Here is a 19,723-nt window from a genome sequence, read left to right as displayed (position 1 = left end):
TGGAGAGACCTCGCCCGCATCAGGCGAGATCCCTCGACTTCGCTCGGGATGACGGTGACTGCGTCACCGTCAGTTCTTCGGCCTCATCTTCTGGACGTCGGCGTCGCTCGGCAGGGCGTCCTTGCCGTCGACGAAGCGCCAGTTCTTCATGTAGCCCTTGCCGTCCTTCACGCCGATCTGGCCGACATAGGCGCCCATGGTCGACTGATGGTCGATCGGCCGGTACTCGACCATGCCGAACGGCGTCATGAGCGTGAGACCCTTCATGGCGGCGACCAGCTTCTCCTGGTCGAGCGAGCCCGCCTTCTTGATCCCCTCGACGGCCGACATCACCGTCGCATAGCCCACCACCGAACCCAGGCGCGGATAGTCCTTGAACTTGGCCTGGTAGGCATTGAGGAACTTGGTGTGCTCGGGCGTCTTGAGTTCGCTCCACGGATAGCCCGTGACGTACCAGCCGTCGGGCGATTCCTCCTTCAGCGGATCGAGATACTCGGGCTCGCCGGCGAGGAGATTGAACACCTCGACGCCCTTGAACAGGCCACGGGTCTGGCCCTCGCGCACGAACTTCGTGAGGTCGGGACCGAACAGAGAGGAGAAGATCGCGTCGGGCTTGGCGTCAGCCAGGGCCTGCGCCACGGCGCCGGCATCGACCTTGCCCAGCGGCGGCGCCTGCTCGGCCACGAACTCGACGTCGGGCTGCTTCTCCTTCAGGAGCTTCTTGAAGGCGGCCGTCGCCGACTGGCCGTACTCGTAGTTCGGATAGACGATCGCCCAGCGCTTCTTGTTCAGCTTGACGGCGTCGGGGATGAGCATCGCCGTCTGCATGTAGGTCGAGGTGCGCAGGCGGAACGTGTAGGCGTTGCCCTGGTCCCAGACGATCTTGTCGGTCAGCGGCTCTGCGGCGATGAACAACACCTTGCGCTGCTTAGCGAAGTCGGCGACGGCCAGGCCGACATTCGACGGGAAGGTGCCGATCAGGAACGACGCGCCCTCGCGGCTCAGCAGTTCCTCGGCGACGCGCACCGCATCGCCGGGATTGCCGTTGTCGTCGCGGCTCACGACCTCGATCTTGCGGCCGAGCACGCCGCCGGCGGCATTGACCTCTTCCACCGCCAGTTCGATGCCCTTCTTGTAGGGTTCGAGGAAGGCCGGGAAGACCTTGTAGCTGTTGAGTTCGCCGATCTTGATCGGCGCCTGTGCAGCGGCCGGTCCGACGAGCGACAGCGCGACGAGCGCGGCCGTTGCAGCGAGCAGACGATTGCGGGTCAGCATGACATCCCCCTCTTCAATATGTGAAACACACCCTGTGAACCGACCCTAGCGAGGCCGGCCCCTCTCCCACAAGCGCTCAGTCGGCAAAGCTCGACCGGGCCTGTATTCCCCAGTGACCGTCCTGCAGGGTCACGATGTAGATCGTCTCGAAGACGCTGAGCAGCGAATCGTCCGCGCGCCAGCGGCTGAACTTCACCTTGAGATGGACCTTGTCGCGGCCGACATGGATCGGCGTGCGCTCGTCCCACTTGCTGTGATGCCAGCCGTCGCCGGCGCGGGCGATGAAATCGCCCAGTTTGTAGTCGCCATGGTTGGGCCAGACGACGACCTTGCCGCCGGCCAGCCGCACATGCGGGAAATTGCAGGCATTGTTGACCGCCGCCTCGTCGTGGCGATTGAGCCCGTCGATGTAATCGTCCATCGCCTTCATGGCCGCGGCGAGCGCGTCTTCGTTCATCGTTGCCCCCTGGTCATCGCTGACCATCGCCCAGCTTGATCTCGGCCGGCGTCAGCCCGCCCACCCTCGCATGCGGGCGGCCGCCGATCGAGGCGGCGACGATGAACACGATCTCGTCCGGACGCGGCCCGTCCGGCACGCAGAACTCGATGGCGTCGAAATGGCTGCGCACGTAGGCCGCCGTCACATGATGCAGCGGAATGTCGATGCGCGATCCGGCGGCCGCGACCTTCACCGTCGAGGGCACGATCGACTTGGCGCCGCCCATCGCGTGACGGATGCCGAAGCCGCTGGGCTGATGCCAGAGGGCGGCATGTTCCAGCTCGCCGTTGAGGCCGACGATGGCGCCCTTGCCGTAGGCTTCCAGCTCCGCCCCCCTGGCGCCGAGGATCTTCATCACCCGTTCGGTCAGGCCGATGGCCAGCGGCTCCAGCGCCTTCATCATCGGCTGGATGTCGGCCACGTGGCGGCCGGCATAGGGATTGGCGATGACGCCGCCGACCACGGCCTTGGTCACCGGCCGCGCCAGCGCCGGGCCGAAGTCGTGCAGCGTCTCTTCGACCGTCGCCACGTATTTCCGCACCTTCACCAGATCGCTCATCCCGCCTCCGACAGAGCAAGCGGCGTGCCGCCTGTTTCCAGTCTCCAATGTCCCTGCAGCGAGAGCGCCGCGTTGTCGATCAGCCCGCGCAGCCTGAGCTGCCGCGCTTCCGCCAATCCGCGATCCAGCGCTGCGTCGACGATCTCCAAGGGCAGATCGCCGACTGCGACCGTCACCGGGCGGTCGCCGAGATCGCTGTCCGGATCGAGCGAGCGCGCGGGCTGGCGCTCGATGGCCGGATGCTCGGCGTTCACGGCGTTGGCGATCATCGTTGCCGCGGCATCGGCTGCCGCCGCCGTCACCGCGAGCACGGTCACCGAGTCGGCAATGCCCAGCGAGAAGGACCGTCCGCCCCGGCCCGAGGTCGCAATGCCGCGCACCGGACGCTCGTGCGTCAGCAGCGCTACACCGTCGAGGGCTTGCGCAACGATGCCGGCGCGCAGCGACTGGCATGGCGCGAGATGGATTGCGATATCGCCGCCGTCGTTCACATAGGCCTTGTCGAGCGCACGGCCGCGGACCATCGCCTGCAGCATCTCGTCGGCCACGGCGCCCGCGACGGCGGCCATCGGCGTGATGAAGGCGGCGCGGTGCGGCCACACGGCTTCGGCCATGCGCCGCGCCACCGGTCCCTGCAGCAGCGGATAGGCCTCGCCCACTGGCCGGCGCAGCACGGGAAGTTCGCCGACCAAGGTCGGCAGGATATCGCCGAAGCGCTCGATGGCCTGCCCATAGGCACGCTCGACTTCGTCCGCCGCGCCGAACGCCTCGATGATGAGGTCGATCGGACCGTGCTGCAGGTGCAGCCGGCCGTCGCCAAGGCGGGCGGCGACGGCACTCATTCGACCCTCACCTTGTGACGGGCCAGCACGTCTTCCAGGGTCACGGCGCGCGAAGCATAGCCGCCCAGCGCCGCATAATCGTCGGCGCGCAGGGTGAATTCTATGGGCGCGACCAGCGCCGGCGTCGGCACATAGCCGAAGGATTTCTCCGGCATGCGCGCCACGTCGACCATCAGGGTGATGCCGCCGCCCGGCCAGATGAAGGCCGGCACGCCACCCAGCGTGACCTTGGTGAGCGTATCGCGCACCGAGCGCGTCAGTCGCACGGGATTCTCGGTGACGCCGGCGCGCAGCGAGCCGCCGGCACCGGCCATGAACAGCACGGTGCAGAGCGCGGGCTCGCAATTCTCGGCGATTCGCTCCACCACATGGCGCACCGGCACCGGCATCTCGGCCGGCTGCGGCTTCAACTCATTGTCGAGCGTGAACCAGGCCGAATGCTCGCCTGTCGTCGAGACCATCAGCAGCTTGAGACCGGGCCAGGCCTGCTTGGGATCGATCTTCTCGATGATCTCCAGCGGGTCGCTGACATTGGTGCCGCCCCAGCCCAGGCCCGGCTCGGCCACCTGGAAGTAGCGGCCCGGCGTCGAACGACGGCCGCGAACGCGGATGCCGGCCGGCTTCATGTCGAGGAAGGCGCCGCCCTGATGCTCGCTCAGCACGCCGGTGATGTGGTCGTCGACCACGATCACCTCGTCGACATGGTCCTTCCATTGCGGCGCGAACATGCCGATGGCCGCGGAACCGCAACCGACCCGCATGCGCTCCTCGAGCATGCCGTTCACCACGGGCGGCCTGTCGGCCTGCACGATCACCGTCGAGCCGCCATCGATGCTGAGCTCGATGGCCTCGCGGTTGCACAGTGCCAGCAGCACATCGCAGGTGACGACGCCCTCCTTCTTGCTGCCGCCGGTGAGATGATGCACGCCGCCCAGCGACAGCATCTGCGAGCCGTATTCGGCGGTGGTGACATGGCCCACCGCCTCGCCCTTCACCCGCACCGCCGCCTGCTCGGGCCCGAGATAGCGGTCGGTGTCGATCTTCACCTTGACGCCGCAGTAGCTGAAGATTCCCTCGGTCACGACCGTGACCATGTCGACGCCGTCATGCTTCGAGGAGACGATGAACGGCGCCGGCTTGTAGTCGGGATAGGTCGTGGTGGCGCCGATGCCGGTGACGAAGGCGCCGTCTCCTTTTCCGAGTTCGCCGCGCCAGGCTTCGCTGCCTTCGATGAAGGCGACGCGCGCGAGATCGGGCTTGGCCAGCAGCACCAGCGGATCGACCCGTACCAGCGCGCCGTTCTCGTTGGCATAGCGGTCGCAGGCGCCGGCACGGCCGGGACGGATGCGACACAGGACGGGACAGGCATCGCAGCGCACGATGCCGGCGCTGCGTTCGGCCTCCGAGAGCGAGATGTCGTCGCTCATTCTGTCTCCGCCTCTGCTTTCTTGACGATGGCCTCGCGCAGACGGTGCGGCAACAGCGGGACACGGTGGACGCGCACGCCGGTCGCGTGATGGACCGCGCCGAGGATGGCCGGCGCCGTCGGCACCAGCGCCGGCTCGCCGATTCCCTTGGCACCGGACGGACCCAGCGGTTCGCGATCCTCGATCAGGATGCACTCGATCTCAGGAACGTCGCCAACGGTCGGAATCAGATAGTCGTGCAGGTTCTCGGTGCGGCCGGGCAGGTATTCTTCCATCAGCGCGAGGCCCAGCCCCTGCGCCACGCCACCATGGATCTGGCCTTCGACGAGGGTCGGGTTGATCGCGCGACCGACATCGTGCGCGGCCACGATGCGCAGCACCTTCACCGTGCCCAGTTCGACATCGACCTCGACTTCGGCGAGCTGGGCGGCAAAGGCATAGGTCGCATAGGGCACGCCCTGCCCGTCGGCATCGAGCGGCGTGGTCGGCGGATCGAAGGTGCCCTCGCCCATCAGCGCCCCGGCCGTGGTGAGATCGATGGTCCGGACCTCGGCGCCGTCTCGCACGGAAAGCTTGGCGCCATCGAGGGTCAGAACCGCATCAGGCCCGGCATTGGCCAGACGCAGGATCTGCTGGCGCAGATCGTGGCCCGCCTTCTCCGCCGCCTTGCCGGACACGAAGGTCTGGCGCGACGCCGAGGTCTTGCCGGCGTCGGCGGTGAGATCGGTGTCGCCGGTCACCAGCGCGAACTGCGACGCCGGCAGGCCGACCGCATCGGCGGCGATCTGCACCATGATCGTGTTGCTGCCTTGTCCGATGTCGAGCGCGCCGCTGTAGAGCGTCAGCGTGCCGCCCGGCGACAGGCCCACCCGCATGCGCGAGGGGTTGGACATCGAGGTGTTGCCGATGCCGTACCACATGCAGCCGATGCCGATGCCGCGGCGATGCGAACCGCCTTTGGCGTTGAAGGCAGCAATCGCCTCGTGCGCCTTTTCCCAATGCGGCCGCAGAGCCTCAAGACACTGAGCGAGCCCGGCAGAATGGGTGAGCGTCTGGCCGCTCGCCGTCGTGTCGCCGGCCCGCAGCGCGTTGCGATGGCGGAACTCCAGCCGGTCGATGCCGAGACTGTCGGCCAATTCGTCCAGCATTGCCTCATGGGCAATGGCCGCCTGCGGCACGCCGAAGCCGCGAAAGGCGCCGGCCGGTGGACCATTGGTGAAGAACGCCTCGCCCCAGGTGCGCACGTTGGGAATGGCATAGGGACCCATCGCATGCACCGGCACCCGGTTGGCGACGGTCGGCCCCCACGAGGCATAGGCGCCGGTATCGAAGAGTGCGGTCACGTCGCAGGCCAGGAGCTTGCCGTCGGCGTCGCAGCCGAACTTGGCCTTCACCCGCGCGGGATGGCGCTTGGTGCTGGCAGCCATGCTCTCGGGCCGCGTGTAGACCAGCGCGACGGGCCGTCCCAGCGTCCAGGCGGCGATGGCGATCAATGGCTGCACCGACAGGTCGAGCTTGCCGCCGAAGCCGCCGCCGCAGGCCGTCGGCACGATGCGCACGGCCTCTGGCTTCAGGCGCATCAGGTTGGCGACCTCGTCGCGATCCATGTAGGGCGTCTGCGTGGTGGCGTGGACCTCGATGCGGTCGCCGACCCGCAAGGCCCAGCCGGCCTCCGGTTCAATATAGGCGTGCTCGACGAAGGCGGTCTCGAACGTGCCTTCGGCCACGGCGGCACACGCCTCGAACGCGGCGCCCACGTTGCCGCGCTTCACGCCGCCTTTCAGCAGCAGGTTGCCAGGCTTGTCGGCCTGGACCAGCGGCGCATCGTCGGCCACCGCGGCATCGACACCGAACAAAGGCGGCTCAGGCATCCAGGTGATCGGCACTTCGTCATCGCGGATCGCCAGCACCTCAGCCCGCTCGCCGACCAAAGCCACCACGGCCTCCCCGCGATAGCGAACCAGCCCGTCGGCCAGCACCGGCTGGTCCTTGATATCGGGATAGATGCCGTAGCCGTTGAACGGCACGTCCGCCGCGGTCATCACGGCGGTAAGACGCTGCCGCAACGGCTCGAGATCGCCCAGCTCGAAGCGCGCCCGCGCATAGGGCGAGCGCACGACGCGGACCCAGAGCGCGTTCCTGGGAATGGCATCGGCACCGAACTGGTCACGGCCCGTGACCTTGACGTGCCCGTCGACGCGGACGATGCGCGAACCGACGGCTTCACCGGCCGGCGGCGCGTTCGCGGGCGCCGGGGAGACGACATCCATCACCGCATCGACGATCTTGCCGTAGCCGGTGCAGCGGCAGAGCACGCCGCCCAACGTGTCCTCGACCTCTGCACGGGTCGGCTTGCTGTTGCGGCGCACCAGCTCCTGGGCCGCCATCAGCATGCCGGGCGTGCAGATGCCGCACTGGGCCGCGCCATGATCGAGGAAAGATTGCTGGAGCGCGGTCATTGCATCGGCGCCGCTCTCGAGACCTTCGACCGTCTCGACGGTGCGGCCTTCGACCTGACCCATCGCGACGAGGCAGGAACAGACCTGCCGCCCGTCGAGCAGCACCGTGCAGGCACCGCAATCGCCGGCATCGCAGCCGACCTTGGTGCCGGTTACGCCGAGATCGTCGCGCAATGCCGCCGCCAGCCGCGTGACCGGCGCGCCGTCCCAGCACGCCTCGCGTCCGTTCAGGATGAATTCGAGTTTCATGCGGCCACCTTCGCCAGCAGCCGCCGCAGCAAGACCAGGGCCACATCGGAGCGGTAGCCGGCACTGCCGCGCACATCGTCGATCGGCGACAGCGGCGCCAGATGGGACGCCTCGACCCGTTCGCCGAGGCGCGCATCGACCGTCGCGCCGATCAGCGCCTGCTCCAGGGCCGGCAGGCGTTGCGCAACGGGCGAACAGGCGCCCACGGCGACCCGCGCCGCCGCGACCTTGCCATCCTCGACTTCGACCAAGGTCGAAGCCATGGCAATGGAGATCACGAGGTAGCGCCGCGCGCCCAGCTTCAGGAACGCGCTTCTCGCCTCGTATTTCGGACGCGGCACATGCAGCGCCACGACGAGTTCGCCGGGCTGCCGCTCGGTCTTGCGCACGCCGGTGATGAAGGACGCGAGCGGCAGGCGGCGCGTCCCGCTGCAGCTCGCAAGCTCCACCTCGGCATCGAGCGTCAGCAGCGCGGGCACGCCATCGGCGGCGGGTGAGGCGTTGCAGATATTTCCCGCAATCGTTCCAGCGTTCTGGATCTGGCGGCCGCCGACCTCCCGTGCCGCCTGCTTCAGCCCATCGAACAGCAGCGGGAGGCTGGCCTCGATCAACTCCGTCCAGGTGGTTGTCGCACCGAGCCGCCATCCATCAGACGTCTCGGAAATACCGCGCAGGGCTGCGATTCCGGCGATATCGAGCACATCCTCGGTCACCGACCGGCCGACGCGCGCAGGGTAGAAGTCGGTGCCACCGGCCAGCACCGTGAAAGGTCGGGTCAGTGCCTGGAGAGCCTCTTCAAGGCCTCGGGGTCGGAGGTAGTCGCCCATTCGTTCGTGTACATACGATGACACAGCGCACGGGCGAGTCAAACGAATGAGTCTGTTTCAGATGATCCGCGAGAGAAGGTCCAGAAGTTGCTTCTGCTCCTGCGCGCTCAGCGGCTTCAGCGTCTCGCGCGAGACCGCGGGACCGTTCAGCAGCAGCTTGTTGACCAGTCGCTGCCCTTCGGTCGTGAGGCTGAGCAAGGTGCGGCGCGCATCGCCGGGATCGGGCCGCGAGTCGACCAGGCCGCGTTCCTTCAGCCGGCGCACCACGCCCTGCATGGTGGCCTTGTCCATGCCGACGAGGCGGCCCAGCAGGTTCTGCGACAGCTCGGTATATTCGTCGAGCTTCGCCAGGCTCGAATACTGCGTCGGCGTGATGTTGGGATCGCCGATGCCGACCTGGAAGATGGCGCTCGCGCGCTGATGCGCACGTCGCAGCAGGTAGCCGATTTGATCTTCGATGCGATAGGGCCTGGCCGCGCTCGATGCCGTCTTTGGATCGAGCTGCTTTTTTGCAACGTTGCTTCGCATCGCCCCCCCGGCTTGCTGCTCCTTGGCTACACCGGCAGGGCGCGTCGCACAACGGTCACATAACACTCTTTGTCTTGGGTGAATGAACAATGCGAGGTGCGAACCTCTTGACTCGTCAACGCCGAAGCGGCAGCGCGAATTTCTTTCGCTCCTGCAACCGGACGTTCCGACGACCCGAGTCCTTCACCGTTACCGGGCAAATCCTCGCGCCTTCAAGGATTTCCGGCGACGTTCTGCGACGCAATGGCAGGGACGATGACGCGCGGCGAAGGCGATGGCAGTGTGGCCGCACACTCCGCAACAAAGGACAAGGCAATGCCCGGCGCGCTCGAAGGCATCAGGATCGTCGACCTCACGAATATCATCCTCGGCCCCTACGGCACGATGCTGCTGGCCGACCAGGGCGCCGACGTGATCAAGGTCGAGGCGCCCGAAGGCGACGCGGTGCGCCATATCGGCAAGCCCGGCAAGACTCCGGGCATGGGACCGACCTACCTCTATGTGAATCGCAACAAGCGCTCGCTCTGCCTCGACCTCAAGAACAAGGACGCGCGCGCCGCCCTGCTCAAGGTCGTGGCGACGGCCGACGCCTTCGTCCACGCGCTGCGGCCGCAAGCCATCGAAGCGCTGGGCCTGGGCTACGAGGAGATCCGCAAGGTGAAGCCCGACATCGTCTATGTCGGTGCCTATGGGTATTCGGCGGAAGGTCCTTACGGAAAACTGCCCGCGTACGATGATGCCATCCAGGCCCGCTTCGGCATCGCCGACCTGATGGGTCGCGCCGCCGGCGACGACGTCCCGAAATATCCGCCGACCATCATCGCCGACAAGACGGTGGGTCTCACCTTCGCCTTCTCGACCCTTTCAGCCTTGATGCATAGACAGCGCACCGGCGAGGGCCAGTTCGTCGAAGTGCCGATGTTCGAGACCATGTCGGCCTGGCTGCTGGTCGAGCATCTGTGGGAGCGGACGTTCAGCGACGAGGGCGAGGTCGGCTACACCCGCCTGCTTGCCCGCACCCGCAAGCCCTACCGCACGTTCGACGGCTGGATGGCGATCCTGCCCTACAACGACAAGCACTGGCGCAATTTCTTCGAGCTGGTCGGCCGGTCCGAGGTGCTGCAAGACCCGCGCTATTCGACCATCAACGCCCGCTCGATGCATATCGGCGACATGTACGCCATGGTCGAGGCGATCGCGCCGTCGAAGACAACGACCGAATGGGTGAAGCTGCTCGATGCGGCGCAGATCCCCAACGCTCCGGTCTCCAAGCCGGCCGACCTGTTCGAGGACCCGCACCTCGTCTGGCGCCAGCTCTTCAAGAAATATCCGCATCCGTCGGAGGGCGAGATCATGATGGTCGAGCCGCCGATGACCATGAGCAGGACGCCGCCCAGCATCCGCACCCTGGCGCCGCTGCAGGGGCAGGATTCGCGCGCCGTGCTGGCGGAGGCCGGCGTCGGCGCCGCCGATATCGAGGCGCTGAAGAAGTCCGGCGCGCTTATCGAGCCGTCGTAGCCTCGACGGCCAGTTCGGCGGCGGCGAGGTCTTCCAGCGCCGCCCCGACCGACTTGAACAGCGTGATCGAGGTGGCATCGCCGGCCGCGCGGCCGGCCTGCCGGCCGCGTGAGAGCTCGAACAGGTCGGCGATCACGTGGGTTTGCCCGATCGCCCCGCTGGCGATCGCCTGGACAACATCTCCGCCCTCCTTCAGCGCGCCGGCGCGGGTATCGACATAAAGGCGGGCACGTTGCACCGCCCGGTCGTCGCTTTCGCGCATCTGGGGCGTGTAGGCGCCCACCAGATCCACATGTTGGCCTTCACGCAGCCAGTCACCCTCGACCAGAGGCGCCTTCGAGAGCGTGGCGCAGGAGATGATGTCGGCTTCCCCAACCGCGGCCTTGCGGTCGCTGACGGCCCGCACAGTGACCGGACGGCCGACCGCTTCGGGGAGCGATGCCGACAGTCTTGCCGCGAGCGCCTCGGCCTGGGCCGGCGTGCGGCCCCAGATCGTCACCTCGCGGATCGGCCGCACCTTCGCATGCACCCGGATCAGTTCGGGCGCCAAGGCGCCGGTGCCGATCATCAGCAGGCGCGAGGCATCGGGGCGCGACAGGTAGCGCGAGGCGAGGCCCGAGGCGCAGGCGGTGCGCCGCTTGGTCAGCATCGTGCCGTCGAGCAGCGCCAGGGTGGCACCGGTGCTGCCGTCGAGCAGCAGGTATTGGCCATAGATCGACGGCAGCGAGCGCTTGCCGTTGTCGGGGAACACGGTGACGACCTTGACGCCGACACAACCGGAGGCGCCTGTGGTCCAGGCCGGCATCAGCAGCAGCATCGCGTCGGCCGAGCCCACACCCAGCGGCTCCTTGATGGGATGGTGATGCCGCACCGGCATCTCGCAGCCCGCCCGAAACAGCGCGTCGAGCCGGTCGATCAGGGTGAGGTCGTCCAGGGCGGCGTCGATCTCGGCCGCCGACAGGACCTTCATGAAAACGGACCCCGCACGGTGCGCGAGCCGAGTTCCGGCGCCACCAAGGCGCTCTGCCGCTCCAGGGCGCGCTGGTCGCGCGGTGCAGGCCCCGTGGGCGCCGTGGCCTGCTGCGTCGCCTGTACGGCCTTGAGGCGCGCGATTTCACGGTCGAGCCGCGCCGCCTCGCCGCCGGCCTCGCGGGCGCGGCGGCGATGATGCCGGCCGGCCCACCAGCCCATGCCGAGCCCCGCCAGGACACCGAGCATCAGCATGGCGATGACCAGAAGGTAAACCGGCATCACGATGATATGCGGCAGCGGCCACAGCGCCAGCTGGACGGGCTGCGCGTTGCTGACCGCGACCAGGACGCCGATCAGGATGAAGAGCAGGAAAAGGACGCGGGAAAGGATTTTCATGCGGCGCGGAGCATGCCACACCGCACCCCCGCGACGCGAGGCGGACGAGCGCTCCAAGGCCGATTCGTGGGGCTAGGTCTTGTCGTCGTCCTCGGACTCCGGCGGCAGCAGGCCAGCGGCGCGCGCGGCCTCCTTGTTCAGCCGGTCGCGCAGGTCCTTGCCGGTCTTGAAATAGGGCACGCGCTTGGACGCCACCGCGACCTGCTCGCCGGTGCGCGGATTGCGGCCGGTGCGCGGATCGCGCTGCTTCACCGAGAACGCACCGAAGCCGCGCAGCTCGACCCTGTGCCCGGTGGCCAGGGCCTTGGAGATCTCATCGAACACGGTGGCGACGATCCGCTCGACATCCCTCTGGTAGAGGTGCGGATTCCGGGCCGCCAGGCGGGCAATCAGCTCGGACTTGGTCATCGCGTTTCCATGGACGGGGCGATTCAGCCCCTGAGCACAATGATTAAGTCCTTGATATTAAACCAGATAACAGGTTCGTCAAGCGTAAGCCCTTGAAACCAAAAGAAAAGGCCGACCCTTGCGGGCCGGCCTTTCCGTAAACCTTGATGAAAACGAGCTTACTTCTCGTCCTCGTCGGCCTCGGCGCGCCTCTTGAGGGCTGCACCCAGGATGTCGCCCAGGCTGGCGCCCGAGTCGGACGAACCGAAGTCGGCCATCGCCTTCTTCTCCTCGTCGAGCTCGCGGGCCTTGACCGACAGCACGACCCGGCGCGAGGCCTTGTCGATGTTGGTGATCTTGGCGTCGAGCTTGTCGCCGATCGCGTAGCGGTCGGGGCGCTGCTCGGAGCGATCGCGGCTGAGCTCCGTCTTGCGGATGAAGCCCGGGATGCCGTCCTGCACCGTGACGTCGATGCCATTGTCCTGGATGCCGGCCACGATGACGGTGACGACGTCACCCTTCTTGGCGACCGAACCCACCTTCTCGAACGGATCGTTGGCGAGCTGCTTGATGCCGAGCGAGATGCGCTCCTTGTCCATGTCGACGTCGAGGACCTTGACCTTGACCTGGTCGCCCTTCTTGAAGTCGCGGATCGCCTCGTCGCCGGCCTTGTCCCAGCTCAGGTCGCTGAGATGGACCATGCCGTCGATGTCGCCGGGCAGGCCCACGAACAGGCCGAACTCGGTGATGTTGCGGACCTCGCCCTCGAGCTCGGTGCCGGCCGGGAACTGCTCGGCGAAGCTCTCCCACGGGTTGGCCATGCACTGCTTGAGGCCGAGCGAGATGCGGCGCTTGGACATGTCGACGTCCAGCACCATCACTTCGACTTCCTGCGAGGTCGACACGATCTTGCCGGGGTGCACGTTCTTCTTGGTCCAGCTCATCTCGGAGACGTGGACCAGACCCTCGACACCCGGCTCCAGCTCGACGAACGCGCCGTAGTCGGTGATGTTGGTGACGCGGCCCTTGAGCTTGAGGCCGACCGGGTACTTCGCACCCGCGCCGTCCCACGGATCGCTCATCAGCTGCTTCATGCCGAGCGAGATACGCTGCGTCTCGGGGTTGAAGCGGACGACCTGCACCTTGACCTGCTGGCCGATGGTGAGGGCTTCCGACGGATGGTTGATGCGCTTCCAGGCGATGTCGGTGACGTGCAGCAGGCCGTCGACGCCACCCAGATCCACGAACGCGCCGTAGTCGGTGATGTTCTTGACGACGCCGTCGAGCACCTGGCCTTCGGACAGCGCGCCCATCAGGCGCGTACGGTCCTCGGCGCGGGTCTCTTCCATGACGGCGCGGCGCGACACGACGATGTTGCCGCGGCGGCGGTCCATCTTGAGGATGGCGAACTGCTGGGCCTGGCCCATCAGCGGGCCGACATCGCGCACCGGGCGCACGTCGACCTGGCTGCCCGGCAGGAAGGCCACGGCGCCCGACAGGTCGACCGTGAAGCCACCCTTCACGCGGCCGAAGATCGTGCCCATGACGCGTTCCTGGTCGGTGAACGCCTTCTCGAGAACGGTCCAGGCCTCTTCGCGGCGAGCCTTGTCGCGCGACAGGACGGCCTCGCCCTCCTTGTTCTCCATGCGATCGACGAAGATGTCGACCACGTCGCCTTCCTTGACCTCGGGGGCGGCGGTGCCACCGTTGGCGAACTCACGCAGCGCGACGCGGCCCTCGGACTTGAGGCCGACATCCACCACGACGAAATCATTGGCAATGCGAATGACGCGGCCCTTGACGACCGTGCCTTCGAAGCTCGACGAACCGCCCAGCGATTCCTCGAGTAGTGCTGCGAACTCCGCACTTGCGGCGTCGTTCGGGGTACGCAGGGCGCTGCCCTTGGCCATTCAAACTCTCCTTCATCGATCCCGGGCGAAACGCTGCCGCCCGTCGGCCAACCGGTTAAGTCCGGCGGATCCACTGCCTTGAAACACCGGCGCAGGGACGACACGTCCCGGCGCAGTCGCCGCTGGAAATCTTCGATCCGCCGGCGGCGACTTACGGCCCGGAGGATCGAAAGCCCTTGCGCTCGATGAACGCCAAAGCGGCGGCGAAGGCCGCGTCGGCATCCATGTCGCTGGTATCGAGGTGGTAAGCATCGGGTGCGGCTTTAAGAGGTGCTGCCGCCCGTTCGCTGTCGCGACGGTCCCGCTCCGCCATCTCGGCAAGAACGCGCGGCTTTATAATGTCCACCCCTTTGTCGCGCAACTCCCGGTACCGGCGTTCCGCCCGCGCCTCGACGCTGGCGGTCACGAACAATTTCACAGCCGCATCGGGGCAAATGACGGTGCCGGTATCCCGCCCGTCGAGCACGGCACCGGTCATCTGACCGGCGAATTTCCTCTGGAAATCCAGCAGGTTGGCCCGAACCTCGGCAATCACCGCGACTTTCGACGCGGCCTGGCCCGCCTCGTCCGTCCGAAGCTCGGGATCGGCCAGGTCGGACGGATCCAGTCCGGCCGCGATCTCGACCGGTGAACGGGCGGTCTTCTCGGCCTTCAGCCCGACCGCGCGGTAGAGCAGGCCGGTGTCGAGATGGGGCAGGCCGAAATGGTCGGCCAGCCGGCGGGCCAGCGTGCCCTTGCCGGCCCCTGCCGGCCCGTCGATCGTGATGACCCGCCCTTTCGTCACGCCGCCTCGATCTTGGCCCCGAGCGCGCCCATCAGCCGGACGAAGCCCGGGAAGCTGGTGTCGATCGGCGAGCCGTCGTCGACCGCCACGCCGTTGCGCGAGGCAAGGCCCAGCACGAGGAACGACATGGCGATGCGATGGTCGAGGTGGGTGACGACCGTCCCGCCGCCGACCGGCGGTGTGCCGGTGCCGTGCACGAACAGCGTGTCAGAGCCCATCTCGTGGCGAACGCCGTTGGCCGCCAGCCCGGCCGACACGCTGGCCAGCCGGTCGCTTTCCTTGGCCCGCAGCTCGGCCAGGCCCAGCATGCGCGTCGTGCCCAGCGCGCAGGAGGCCGCCACGGCCAGGATCGGATATTCGTCGATCATGGACGGCGCCCGCTCGGGCGGCACGTCGACGCCGGTCAGCTCGCCGCCTTTGACTCTCAGGTCGGCCACCGGCTCGCCGCCGACCTCGCGCTGGTTCTCGGCCGTGATGTCGGCGCCCATTTCGCGCAGCGTCTCGTAGAGACCGGCGCGCAGCGGGTTGAGGCCGACATTCTCGACCGTCACGTCGCTGCCCGGGCGGATGGCCGCCGCGACGACGGCGAAGGCCGCCGACGAGGGATCGCCCGGCACGGCGATGTCGCGCGCCTTGAGCTCGGGCCAGCCGACCACGGTGATGCGCTTGCCGCCGCCATCTGCAGGGCCGACCCGCACCTCGGCGCCGAAATGGCGCAGCATGCGCTCGGTATGGTCGCGGGTGGCTTCAGGCTCGATCACCGTCGTCTCGCCGGCGGCGTTGAGGCCGGCCAGGAGGATGGCGCTCTTCACCTGCGCCGAGGCGACGGGCAGGCGGTACTCGATCGGCACCATCTCGTCCGTTCCCAGGACGGCGAGCGGCATGCGACCGCCCTCGCGCGATTCGAAGCGCGCGCCCATGCGCGACAGGGGCGCGATGACCCGCTGCATCGGCCGGCGGCGCAGCGAGCCATCGCCGGTCATGAAACTGGTGAAGCGGTGGCTGGCCAGGATGCCGGCGAGCAAACGGGCCGATGTCCCGGAATTGCCGAGGTCGAGCACATTGTCGGGCTCGTGCGCGCCGCCCACGCCAAATCCGCGCACGCGCCATGCGCCTTCGCCCTGATGGTCGACCTTGGCGCCGAGCGCCCTCAGAGCGGCCGCCGTGGCGAGGACATCCTCGCCTTCCAGCAGGCCGGTGATCTTCGTTTCGCCGAGTGCAAGGGCGCCGAACATCAGGGAGCGATGGGAGACCGATTTGTCGCCGGGAGCCCGGACGCGGCCTTGCAACCGGTCCACAGGATGGGCGATCAGCTTCGCCGGAGCGGCATGAGCGGACAGGACAGTCTCCACGACAGAAGTGGCAGAAGGCGCGATGACGGCGCGGCGCCCTCCTAGCATGCCTGAATTTGGTTTTGACAGGGTGAAAGACGCGTGACATACGCGCTCCCTCGCGGCCCATTCGGCCGATTTGCAGGAGATTTAGCGTGGTCAAAGCGAGCTGGGGCACCAAACGCACCTGCCAGAGCTGTGCAGCGCGCTTCTATGACCTGAACAAGAGCCCGATCAAATGCCCCAAGTGCGGGCGTGAGCATGATCGCGAGGACTTCGTGAAGGTTCGCCGCGGCCGCGGCGCGGCCGCCGCGACGGCAGCGGCGGCAGCCGCCGCCGCAGCGGCAGCCGCCAAGGCGGCGGCGGCCAAGAAGAAGGTGGACGATCTGGACGGTGACGAGTTGCCCGACGTGGACGGCGACGAGGCGCTGTCGGCGGACGATCTCGACGACGACGAGGACGATATCGAGGTCGAAGTCGAGGTGGAGGACAAGGAGGAAGGCGACCGCTAGAGGCTGTTGCCAGCGCGCGAGGCAGCAATTATAACCTCGCGCCTTCCCAAGGAATTCGGGGCCATAGCTCAGCTGGGAGAGCGCTACAATGGCATTGTAGAGGTCAACGGTTCGATCCCGTTTGGCTCCACCAACTAAAACAAGGGCTCAGCCGGAAACGGCTGGGCCCTTTGTCTTGCCGGGGCATGCCCGTCGCACGTCGACTGAGCCTGGATGTCCGCCCCGCCCCGTCATTCCCGCTCACCAGGACCTGATCGCCGGCACACCTCGCTCATGACCTTCGAGGTTTATTACAGCGTTAATTTGACCCCCAACGGGTGGCTACCTACCTTCGCCGCGTAGAGCCGCAAAGCGAGTTCCGACGATGCCGATCAGCTACGATACCTTGGCCAATTCCACCTTCCTCGATTTCCAGGGGTATCGCAGCGACGTCGGGCCAATAATGGGCGGTACAGAGGTTGACGACTTCAAGGTCAACGTCGCTTTGGTGTTCGAGCGCAATTCCGATGCCGCAACGCTCGATCAACTTCTGAGTATGGATTGGGGGCCGCGCCAGCAGGAAATCGCCAAGATGACGGCCGATGGCACGCTGTGGTCGACGTTCGGGGCGAACGAACAGACATACGAGAATGTCGTCAACTTCCTGAAGTCGCCCGACGTCAATATCAAGACGCGCGACTACGACACGACGAGCTCGCAGTATATTTCGTCCATCGAGTCACGCACTCTTTGGGTCGAGCTCGACAAGTCGGGCTTCAATACCCTCTTCAATACAAAACTGATGCAGGGCCAGACCGCCACCGGGGACACGACCTGGTACTGGGACGGCAATCTGTCTCTCCCGGCGGAGCTTTCGGGGCCCTTGGGCGTGGCAGGCCTCTGGTTCGACAGTTTCGAGTTTCACACCGCGCTGCCGAACCGGACGGACGGCATTCTGGTTCCACCAGCGCCGGGACCGGGAATCGGCAATGGTTCACTCCTGACTTCGGATGAGAAAGCGCTCTATCCCTCCGACATTGCCGCCGACTATTACAACTTCCCGCTGACAGGTGAGTACTGGCTTACGGTCAAGACCGGCACGGTCGGCTTGCTCGAATCCGATCTCGGCATCCGGATAAAGGGAGACGATTTCGACACGCGTCTCGATAACTATCGCCTGGGCGCCGGCATCGACACGGCAAGTGACGCGGTCGGCGTCGATCCGGGCGGAGACAAGGATAAAGAGAGTGGCGAGCGCTCACTCGATGTGGGGGTCGTTACGACGATCAATCCGCAAAGCAAGCTCGTGCTCTATGCGGGGTCCGGCAAAAAGGATCACGCCAAGTCCGAACCTTTCACGACCTATCAGGCAGCGATCTGGGATACGAGTCATGACCCGGAGGTAATCTCATCTTCCGAACGCTTTACCGTCGCGCGGATGACGCCGGACTCGCCGTTCGCGTTTGCCGTCAGTCAACTCCTGGCGGATGCCGCGCTCGCGGGGATCACCGTTTTCTCCTCTGCGGGTGATGGGGGCTCCGGATATGCGACGCCAAACGGCCTCACAAACGTGAGCGGTGCACGTGCCAGCCAGTACAGCGTCATCGTCGGCGGCACCTCGCTGAGCAGCATGGAAATTGCCGAAACCGATCCGACGCTCTCCAAGATCAGAAATGACGCCCTGGCCGGCGACGCCGACACGATCTGGCGTCTTGTCGCCAACGGCCTCAGCGTGTTGCCATCCAGCGCGCCGGACGCCGCCCGCTTTATCGAAACGGTGTGGAATACCTACAAGCTCGATGGCACCACCTTCGATCGGCAAGGCTACTACGGTAACCTCGCCGGCAATGGGGGCGTGGATTCCACGCAGCCTGTGCCACACTATCAAACGGAATTCGGGCTGACGCCGACCACGACCGATGGGCAGGCTCTGACGGGTCGCGGAGTACCCGACGTGTCAGCCAATGCAGGCGGCAACCTCTTCTATCTTGTGCCCACGAAAGAGATGGACAAGGCGCATGGAGACGGCGGCACGAGCGGTGCGACTCCGTTCTGGGCTTCGCTCGCATCGCAGATAAACGCGATCCTGCTCGATCAGGGAACGCAGATGACGCTCGGGTATATGACCGATCTGCTTTATGTCGCGGCCGCTATCGCGCCTGGCTCCTTCAACGACATCGTGCACGGCAACAACACTTCTTCTTTTCTGCAGAACGGGACGTATCACGCGGACGGTCATGACATCACACCAACCGGCTTCGGCTATGAGGCCGGTCCCGGCTACGATCTCGCCTCCGGCCTGGGATCGCCCAACGGGGTGTTGCTGGCACGCGCCTTGAGTGCAATCGCGCACAGCGAGCTCTTTTTCCACGACGGGCCGGATGCCGCGCCCCATGTCCTGACATGGCACGAGGCGGACGGATGGCAAAGCGGAGCGGACCAGACCCTGCTGCTCCAGGCAATGTCGGCCGGGAGCCTCCAGATCGACGTCGACGCCGGAGCGTCCGACATAAGTTTCTCCAATGCCGGAAGCGGCACCTATGCCTGGACGATGCGTTTTGCCCAGCAGACGCTGCAGTCGGATTTCGATCCGGGCCTCGTCACCATGTTCGACGGCTACAAGATCGGCACGGTCGTGCAAACCCACGCCGCCGACAGCGCATCTTTCGATATGACGCTCAACGGCTCGGCGGCGAGCTCGCCGCAAGGGACGCTCAGTTCGGATTTCGGGTTTGCGGACTTCGGCGGAGGCGGCGGCGCGGTTCGCGTGGCGCAACCGGTTGCGATCGCCGAAACCGCAGCCGGCGCCGACGATGCAACGGCCATCGTGCGGGTACGGCAGAACGGCAAAGACTCGCTCGGCGCCATCTTCTACCAGGTCGACGACCTTTCCGGCACGGTCAACGGCATCGCTCCCGGACAAGCGGGATACGCCGCAGCGGCGCAAGCCAATGCCTATCAGCTGGGCTCGGGCGGCATACTGCTCGGCGGGCCGGGCTACGGAAACTTCACTCAGAACTCGCTGCTCGACGTCGACGCCGGCGACTTCGTCGCCATGGCGCTCGTCAACATGAGCAAGGGCGATACCTACTTCGCCTTCTCGCAGGCCAACCCGGATGGGCAGGGTCACCTGTGGAACTTTGGCCTGAACACCTGGGGCTGGGAAGACACCAGGGGTGGCGGCGACCAGGACTTCAACGACCTCGTGGTCCAACTCGATTTTACGAGTGCCGCCGGTAAGGGGATTCTCGTCCCTTAGATTGATCCCG

The 19,723-nt window shown here is 66.5% G+C and carries 17 protein-coding genes and 1 tRNA gene; 4 read left to right on the top strand and 14 right to left on the bottom strand.

The genetic code is table 11. From position 1 onward, the window contains the following. Positions 1-69: 69 nt before the first annotated feature. From AC1ROX_RS02675 to AC1ROX_RS02640, 8 genes are all read right to left on the bottom strand, one after another. Positions 70-1,275, bottom strand: coding sequence for an ABC transporter substrate-binding protein (locus tag AC1ROX_RS02675; protein WP_493122108.1), 1,206 nt, complete (start codon positions 1,273-1,275; stop codon positions 70-72). A gap of 76 nt (positions 1,276-1,351) precedes the next feature. Next, complete coding sequence (locus AC1ROX_RS02670) at positions 1,352-1,732, bottom strand: hypothetical protein (protein WP_493122106.1); 381 nt, start codon at positions 1,730-1,732, stop codon at positions 1,352-1,354. Between the two features lie 13 nt (positions 1,733-1,745). After that, positions 1,746-2,333 (bottom strand): amino acid synthesis family protein, encoded by a 588-nt coding sequence (locus tag AC1ROX_RS02665; protein ID WP_493122104.1) that lies wholly within the window; start codon positions 2,331-2,333, stop codon positions 1,746-1,748. Continuing rightward, positions 2,330-3,175, bottom strand: a complete 846-nt coding sequence (locus AC1ROX_RS02660) for a UPF0280 family protein (RefSeq protein ID WP_493122102.1) — start codon at positions 3,173-3,175, stop codon at positions 2,330-2,332. The genes AC1ROX_RS02665 and AC1ROX_RS02660 overlap by 4 nt, the downstream gene beginning before the upstream one ends. Further along, positions 3,172-4,602 (bottom strand): 6-hydroxynicotinate reductase, encoded by a 1,431-nt coding sequence (locus AC1ROX_RS02655; protein WP_493122100.1) that lies wholly within the window; start codon positions 4,600-4,602, stop codon positions 3,172-3,174. The genes AC1ROX_RS02660 and AC1ROX_RS02655 overlap by 4 nt, the downstream gene beginning before the upstream one ends. Further along, positions 4,599-7,310, bottom strand: a complete 2,712-nt coding sequence (locus tag AC1ROX_RS02650) for a molybdopterin-dependent oxidoreductase (protein WP_493122098.1) — start codon at positions 7,308-7,310, stop codon at positions 4,599-4,601. The genes AC1ROX_RS02655 and AC1ROX_RS02650 overlap by 4 nt, the downstream gene beginning before the upstream one ends. Continuing rightward, the gene (locus tag AC1ROX_RS02645; RefSeq protein ID WP_493122096.1) at positions 7,307-8,137 is read right to left on the bottom strand and encodes an FAD binding domain-containing protein; all 831 of its coding nucleotides are present in this window, start codon (positions 8,135-8,137) and stop codon (positions 7,307-7,309) included. Before AC1ROX_RS02645 ends, AC1ROX_RS02650 begins: the two co-directional genes overlap by 4 nt. A gap of 57 nt (positions 8,138-8,194) precedes the next feature. Then, positions 8,195-8,665, bottom strand: coding sequence for a MarR family winged helix-turn-helix transcriptional regulator (locus AC1ROX_RS02640; protein WP_493122094.1), 471 nt, complete (start codon positions 8,663-8,665; stop codon positions 8,195-8,197). A gap of 315 nt (positions 8,666-8,980) precedes the next feature. On the opposite strand from AC1ROX_RS02640, the gene AC1ROX_RS02635 reads away from it, so the two are divergent. Beyond that, positions 8,981-10,183, top strand: coding sequence for a CaiB/BaiF CoA transferase family protein (locus AC1ROX_RS02635; RefSeq protein ID WP_493122092.1), 1,203 nt, complete (start codon positions 8,981-8,983; stop codon positions 10,181-10,183). Here AC1ROX_RS02635 and lhpI read toward each other — a convergent pair. From lhpI to aroA, 6 genes are all read right to left on the bottom strand, one after another. Continuing rightward, positions 10,167-11,153, bottom strand: coding sequence for a bifunctional Delta(1)-pyrroline-2-carboxylate/Delta(1)-piperideine-2-carboxylate reductase (lhpI, locus tag AC1ROX_RS02630; protein ID WP_493122090.1), 987 nt, complete (start codon positions 11,151-11,153; stop codon positions 10,167-10,169). The two genes, AC1ROX_RS02635 and lhpI, sit on opposite strands and share 17 nt — an antisense overlap. Beyond that, positions 11,150-11,551 carry a lipopolysaccharide assembly protein LapA domain-containing protein gene (locus AC1ROX_RS02625; protein WP_493122088.1) on the bottom strand — a complete coding sequence of 134 codons (402 nt, stop codon included), beginning with the start codon at positions 11,549-11,551 and terminating at the stop codon, positions 11,150-11,152. The genes lhpI and AC1ROX_RS02625 overlap by 4 nt, the downstream gene beginning before the upstream one ends. Before the next feature lie 72 nt (positions 11,552-11,623). Then, the gene (gene ihfB, locus AC1ROX_RS02620) at positions 11,624-11,986 is read right to left on the bottom strand and encodes an integration host factor subunit beta (protein WP_493122519.1); all 363 of its coding nucleotides are present in this window, start codon (positions 11,984-11,986) and stop codon (positions 11,624-11,626) included. A gap of 131 nt (positions 11,987-12,117) precedes the next feature. After that, a complete protein-coding gene (gene rpsA, locus AC1ROX_RS02615; RefSeq protein WP_493122086.1) occupies positions 12,118-13,848 on the bottom strand; it encodes a 30S ribosomal protein S1 in 1,731 nt (576 codons plus the stop codon). Between the two features lie 151 nt (positions 13,849-13,999). Continuing rightward, the gene (locus AC1ROX_RS02610; RefSeq protein WP_493122084.1) at positions 14,000-14,632 is read right to left on the bottom strand and encodes a (d)CMP kinase; all 633 of its coding nucleotides are present in this window, start codon (positions 14,630-14,632) and stop codon (positions 14,000-14,002) included. Beyond that, on the bottom strand, positions 14,629-15,972 hold the full coding sequence (aroA, locus tag AC1ROX_RS02605; RefSeq protein ID WP_493122517.1) for a 3-phosphoshikimate 1-carboxyvinyltransferase: 1,344 nt from the start codon (positions 15,970-15,972) through the stop codon (positions 14,629-14,631). Before aroA ends, AC1ROX_RS02610 begins: the two co-directional genes overlap by 4 nt. A gap of 146 nt (positions 15,973-16,118) precedes the next feature. Between aroA and AC1ROX_RS02600 the strand changes: the two genes are divergently transcribed. The 3 genes from AC1ROX_RS02600 (at position 16,119) to AC1ROX_RS02590 (ending at position 19,713) form a co-directional block, all read left to right on the top strand. After that, positions 16,119-16,475, top strand: a complete 357-nt coding sequence (locus AC1ROX_RS02600; RefSeq protein WP_493122082.1) for a TIGR02300 family protein — start codon at positions 16,119-16,121, stop codon at positions 16,473-16,475. 57 nt (positions 16,476-16,532) lie between these two features. After that, positions 16,533-16,608 (top strand) — tRNA-Ala (locus AC1ROX_RS02595). Positions 16,609-16,839: 231 nt separating this feature from the next. After that, positions 16,840-19,713 carry a DUF4114 domain-containing protein gene (locus AC1ROX_RS02590; protein ID WP_493122080.1) on the top strand — a complete coding sequence of 958 codons (2,874 nt, stop codon included), beginning with the start codon at positions 16,840-16,842 and terminating at the stop codon, positions 19,711-19,713. The last annotated feature ends 10 nt before the right edge of the window (positions 19,714-19,723 follow it).

This window comes from Reyranella sp. GW821-FHT14A01 (genome assembly GCF_058803965.1).
The sequence above is the reverse complement of the archived record's forward strand: the minus strand, read 5'-3'. Positions and strand labels throughout refer to the sequence as shown.